At 57.8% G+C, this 5,844-nt stretch carries 6 protein-coding genes; 2 read left to right on the plus strand and 4 right to left on the minus strand.

Features of this window, described 5'->3' with window-relative positions; translation table 11 throughout:
• From PMI30_RS24135 to PMI30_RS24120, 4 genes are all read right to left on the minus strand, one after another.
• On the minus strand, positions 1–363 hold a 363-nt coding region (locus PMI30_RS24135), incomplete at its 3' end, for an NAD(P)(+) transhydrogenase (Re/Si-specific) subunit beta (RefSeq protein WP_008006839.1).
• Positions 363–686 (minus strand): NAD(P) transhydrogenase subunit alpha, encoded by a 324-nt coding sequence (locus PMI30_RS24130; RefSeq protein WP_003187010.1) that lies wholly within the window; start codon positions 684–686, stop codon positions 363–365. The genes PMI30_RS24130 and PMI30_RS24135, both read right to left, overlap by 1 nt.
• A gap of 15 nt (positions 687–701) precedes the next feature.
• Positions 702–1,823 carry a Re/Si-specific NAD(P)(+) transhydrogenase subunit alpha gene (locus PMI30_RS24125; RefSeq protein WP_007902742.1) on the minus strand — a complete coding sequence of 374 codons (1,122 nt, stop codon included), beginning with the start codon at positions 1,821–1,823 and terminating at the stop codon, positions 702–704.
• 434 nt (positions 1,824–2,257) lie between these two features.
• A complete protein-coding gene (locus PMI30_RS24120) occupies positions 2,258–3,157 on the minus strand; it encodes a LysR family transcriptional regulator (RefSeq protein ID WP_008006842.1) in 900 nt (299 codons plus the stop codon).
• Positions 3,158–3,315: 158 nt separating this feature from the next.
• Here PMI30_RS24120 and PMI30_RS24115 point away from each other — a divergent pair, with 158 nt between their 5' ends.
• Together PMI30_RS24115 and PMI30_RS24110 are read left to right on the plus strand one after the other, a co-directional pair.
• Complete coding sequence (locus PMI30_RS24115) at positions 3,316–4,497, plus strand: acyl-CoA dehydrogenase (protein WP_007897013.1); 1,182 nt, start codon at positions 3,316–3,318, stop codon at positions 4,495–4,497.
• A gap of 13 nt (positions 4,498–4,510) precedes the next feature.
• Positions 4,511–5,731 (plus strand): CaiB/BaiF CoA transferase family protein, encoded by a 1,221-nt coding sequence (locus tag PMI30_RS24110; protein WP_008006844.1) that lies wholly within the window; start codon positions 4,511–4,513, stop codon positions 5,729–5,731.
• Positions 5,732–5,844: the final 113 nt, after the last annotated feature.

Consider the following 5,844-nt stretch of genomic DNA (forward strand, 5'->3'; position numbering starts at 1 on the left):
CGGCTCGACCACCGCCGCAATAGCGATGAACACTGCGGCCATACCGATCATGCTGTGCATGAAGGCGACCAGTTCGGGCATCTTGGTCATTTCAACGCGTTTGGCCATGATCGAGCCGGCAGTGCCGCCGACCAGCAGACCCACGATGACGTAACCAATGCCGGCAGTAGCACTGCCTTGCTCAAAAGAGAGCGCGGCCAGCTTATAGATGAGGCCGATAGTAGTGAGGATCGCCAACGCCATGCCGAGCATGCCGTAGACATTGCCGCGCCGCGACGTGGTTGGGTGCGACAGGCCTTTGAGGGCCTGGATGAAGCAAATCGACGCGATCAGGTAGAGCGTCGTTACCAGATTCATGCTCATTACTTGGGCGCCTCTTCTTTTACGGCTTTCGGGGCTTTTTTCTTGAACATCTCAAGCATGCGACGGGTTACCAGGAAGCCACCGAACACGTTCACTGCCGCCAGAGCCACCGCCAGGGTGCCCATGGTCTTGCCCAGTGGGGTTACGGTCAAAGCTGCCGCCAGCATGGCGCCGACGATCACAATCGCCGAAATGGCATTGGTCACCGCCATCAACGGCGTGTGAAGTGCAGGTGTAACGTTCCACACCACGTGATAACCGACATAAATCGCCAGCACGAAGATGATCAGGTTGTAGATACCGGGGGAGATAAGCTCTTCCATCGTCTGAATCCCTGCTTAGGCGTTTTTGCGGATGACTTGGCCGTCGCGGCACATCAGGCACGCGGCGACGATGTCGTCTTCGAGGTTCACTTCAAACTGGCCTTCTTTGTTGAAGACCAGCTTCAGGAAGTCCAGCAGGTTGCGCGCGTACAGCGCCGAAGCATCTGCCGCGACGGCGCCGGCCAGATTGGTCGGGCCGCAAATGGTCACGCCATTCTCGACGACAACCTGATCAGCCACGGTCAGCGGGCAGTTGCCGCCCTGGGCTGCCGCGAGGTCGATGACCACCGAGCCGGGCTTCATCTGCGCCACGGTTTCGGCACTCAACAGTGTCGGCGCCTTGCGGCCCGGGATCAGTGCGGTGGTGATGACAATGTCAGCCTGCTTGGCGCGTTCGTGCACGGCCAGGGCCTGACGCTGCATCCAACTGGCCGGCATAGGGCGTGCGTAACCGCCGACACCGACGGCGCATTCGCGCTCTTCATCGGTTTCGTACGGCACATCGACGAATTTCGCACCCAGGGATTCGATCTGTTCCTTCACGGCAGGACGCACGTCGGACGCTTCGATGACTGCACCCAGACGTTTCGCCGTGGCAATCGCCTGCAAACCGGCTACGCCAGCGCCAAGAATCAGCACGCGCGCCGCTTTCACGGTACCCGCAGCGGTCATCAGCATAGGCATGAAGCGTGGATAGTAGTGAGCAGCCAGCAACACGGCTTTATAGCCGGCGATGTTCGCCTGGGAGGACAACACATCCAGGCTCTGAGCGCGGGAGGTGCGCGGCGCGGCCTCCAGTGCGAAAGCGGTAATGCCGCACTCAGCCATCTTGGCAATGGTTTCATTGCTGAACGGATTGAGCATGCCCACCACAACGGTGCCGCTTTTTATCAGCGTCAGTTCGCTGTCGCTGGGGGCGACCACCTTGAGAATCAGCTCGGCACCAAATGCATCATTGGCGCTGCCAATGGTTGCGCCTGCCGCTTCATAAGCACTGTCGACAACGCTGGCATTAATGCCGGCGCCGCTTTGCACAGTGACTTTATGACCCTGGCCGATCAGCTTCTTGATGGTTTCCGGGGTTGCAGCAACCCGTGTTTCACCCGTCTGGGTTTCGAGAGGAACACCAATGTGCACGTCAAATCTCCTGCGTGATCTTATTGAGTAAACCCATGCACTACGGATGGTGCGGCTGGGGCGGCCGATCAGCACGATCCCGCCAAATCAGGGCGGGGCGCGGCATTTTGCAGGCGAACTTTGTGCCCTTCAAGGGATTATGACGGGTGACGGAAAATTAACTACAAGTCACCCCGTGACCGAATGTCGCACTGGTCGGTGCAATCCCTTGCAGACCGTGGCTTGTGAGGATTCTGTCCAAAATTCAAGAATTTACACATCGGCACGGTGAATGAGGCGTCATTGCCTGCCAATAGAGGCTCAAGGCCACGTATTCAGGCCTTTGTAGGACGTTTGTGCTACTCCTCAGTACAGTCTGCCAATATGCGACAAATACTTATATCTGTAGTGCTTTTGTTTTCCTGACTACGAGGTCAGCTAATAAGGTGGAGCCTTTATCCTTCTAGGCTGTAGCTTTGTGCCTGATTCACCAGCCAATCACGAAATGCCCTCAAAGAGGCAGATTCGACCTTTCGCTCAGGAATCATCAGGTAGTAGGCCTTAATGCTCGATAGTGCCTGGGCGTTGGCAATCACCAGGCGCTTCTCTGTCAATTCGCGCTGAATCAAGAACGGTGGAATCAGCGCGATCCCCATATCGTGCATTGCAGCTTGAGCAAGCATGGAGAATAGCTCGTAACGCGGCCCTGTCATGTCTCGCGGGATATTCAGGTTTTGAGAGTTGAACCACTGGCGCCAGGCATAAGGGCGTGTGGTCTGCTGTAGCAGGGGCAGTTCGGCGATTTCACTGGGGCTCAGGTTGGTTTTTTTGCCCAGTAACGTGGGGCTGCACACCGGCATCGGATTTTCGCCCATTAGCCTGTGGGATTCGGTACCCGGCCAGTCGGCGTCGCCGAAATAGATCGCGGCGTCGAAGTCGGTGTCGGCAAACAGGAAGGGGCGCGTGCGATTGGTGAGGTTGACCGTCACTTCCGGGTGTTTGTGCTGAAAATCCTTGAGTCGCGGCAGCAGCCATTGAGTGCCGAAGGTTGGCACCACCGCCAGTTCGATCATGTTGGCGCCTTGCTGGCCCATCACTGACAAAGTGTCGCGTTCAACCGCGTCGAGTTGGGTGGCCACTCGGCGGCTGTAGGAAAGCCCGGCCTCCGTCAGCTTCACTCCGCGCCGCGAGCGTCGGAACAGTTCGACGCTGAGGAACTCCTCAAGGCTGGCGATCTGTCGGCAAATCGCTCCCTGCGTGAGGGAAAGTTCCTGGGCGGCCTTGGTAAAGCTCTCGTGGCGCGCTGCAGCTTCAAAGCTGATCAGGGCGGTTGTACTGGGGATCTTCCTGCGCATGTACGTCAACCTCACTAATACATCGCATATAGGCTATTTTTGCGACGTTACGGAGTGAGAAATTAGCACAACAGTATGCAAAATCCTCGTTTGTCGTGAAGCCAAACCCGGCCTAGGATCACTCCACGTTATTTGACCCGATTCGAGAGGACTCACTCATGGGCGGTAAAGCTAGCTTCAACTGGATCGATCCCCTGCTGCTGGATCAACAGCTCACTGAAGAAGAACGCATGATTCGCGACACGGCTCAGCAATTCGCTCAGCAGAAGCTCGCGCCGCGTGTTCTCGAAGCTTTCCGTCATGAGAAGACCGACCCGGCGATCTTCCGCGAGATGGGTGAAGTGGGTCTGTTGGGTGCGACCATCCCTGAACAATACGGTGGCAGCGGCCTTAACTACGTCAGCTACGGTCTGATTGCCCGTGAGGTCGAGCGTGTCGACTCCGGCTATCGCTCGATGATGAGCGTGCAGTCGTCGCTGGTCATGGTGCCAATCAACGAATTCGGTACCGAAGCACAGAAGCAGAAATACCTGCCAAAGCTGGCCTCGGGTGAATGGATCGGTTGCTTCGGTCTGACCGAGCCTGACCACGGTTCCGACCCGGGCGCGATGATTACTCGTGCACGCAAAGTGGAAGGCGGCTACAGCCTCACCGGCAGCAAAATGTGGATCACCAACAGCCCGATCGCCGATGTGTTCGTGGTTTGGGGCAAGGACGACGCGGGCGACATTCGTGGCTTTGTTCTGGAGAAGGGCTGGAAAGGCCTGAGTGCTCCGGCGATTCACGGCAAGGTCGGCCTGCGTGCATCCATCACCGGCGAAATCGTCATGGACAACGTGTTTGTCCCTGAAGAGAACATCTTCCCGGATGTCCGGGGCTTGAAAGGTCCTTTTACCTGCCTTAACTCGGCGCGCTACGGCATTTCCTGGGGCGCACTGGGCGCTGCCGAGTTCTGCTGGCACACCGCTCGCCAGTACACCCTGGATCGTAAGCAGTTTGGTCGTCCATTGGCGGCCACACAGTTGATCCAGAAGAAGCTGGCTGACATGCAGACCGAAATCACCATGGCGCTGCAAGGCTGCCTGCGTCTGGGCCGTATGAAGGATGAAGGCACTGCTGCCGTCGAGATTACTTCGATGATGAAGCGCAACTCCTGTGGCAAATCCCTCGATATCGCCCGCATGGCGCGCGACATGCTGGGTGGCAACGGCATCTCCGATGAGTTCGGTGTCGCTCGGCACCTGGTCAACCTGGAAGTGGTGAATACCTATGAAGGTACGCATGACGTCCATGCGCTGATCCTCGGTCGCGCACAGACCGGCATCCAGGCGTTCTATTAATAGGAGAACGGTCATGGGCGCGCTTTCGCATCTACGGGTACTGGATTTATCGCGGGTGCTTGCCGGGCCTTGGGCCGGGCAGATCCTGGCGGACCTTGGCGCCGAAGTCATCAAGGTCGAGCGCCCGGGCAATGGCGATGACACGCGTGCCTGGGGGCCACCGTTCCTTAAAGACGCCTATGGCGAGAACACCAGCGAGGCGGCCTATTACTTGGCCGCCAACCGCAACAAGCAATCAGTGACCATCGATTTCACGCGGCCAGAGGGGCAGCAGCTCGTGCGTGAACTGGCGGCGAAGTCGGACATCCTCATTGAAAATTTCAAGGTCGGTGGTCTGGCGGCTTATGGGCTGGACTATGAGTCGCTCAAGGCGATTAATCCGAAGCTGATCTATTGCTCGATCACCGGATTCGGTCAGACCGGTCCGTATGCCAAGCGTGCGGGCTATGACTTCATGATCCAGGGCTTGGGCGGCCTGATGAGTTTGACTGGCCGCCCCGAAGGAGATGAGGGTGCAGGACCGGTGAAAGTCGGTGTGGCGCTGACAGACATTTTGACCGGCCTCTATTCAACGGTAGCGATCCTGGCGGCCTTGGCTCATCGGGATCAGGGCGGTGGCGGTCAGCATATAGACATGGCATTGCTGGATGTTCAGGTGGCTTGTCTGGCCAATCAGGCGATGAACTACCTGACTACAGGCGTTGCGCCTAAGCGCCTGGGCAACGCTCACCCGAATATTGTGCCTTATCAGGACTTTCCTACAGCCGATGGCGACTTCATCCTCACCGTGGGTAACGATGGGCAGTTCCGCAAGTTTGCGCAGGTGGCTGGTCAGCCGCAGTGGGCGGATGATCCGCGTTTTTCGACCAACAAATTGCGGGTGGCTAACCGAGCGGTATTGATTCCGCTGATCCGCCAGGCGACCGTGTTCAAGACTACTGCTGAGTGGGTGGCGCAGCTGGAGCAGGCAGGCGTGCCATGCGGACCGATCAATGATCTGGCTCAGATGTTTGCCGATCCTCAGGTTCAGGCGCGGGGGTTGGCCATTGAGCTGCCTCATGCTTTGGCCGGGGTGGTACCGCAGGTTGCGAGCCCGATACGTCTGTCCGAGACTCCGGTGGAGTACCGCAGTGCGCCTCCTTTGTTGGGTGAGCACACGCTGGAGGTTCTGCAGCGGGTATTGGGTCTGGATGCCGGCGTCGTTGCTGGGTTCAAGGCGTCTGGAGTGCTCTGAGCATTCCTTCTATATAGCAGGGCTGGTTTTGCTCTCCTATATAGAGGGGGATGCGCAGTTTTCCGGCGTTCTGCAAGTTATTGATAGAAAAGCGTAATTAGAGGTTGACGGCA

The sequence above is a fragment of the Pseudomonas sp. GM50 genome, assembly GCF_000282375.1.
Taxonomy (GTDB): domain Bacteria; phylum Pseudomonadota; class Gammaproteobacteria; order Pseudomonadales; family Pseudomonadaceae; genus Aquipseudomonas.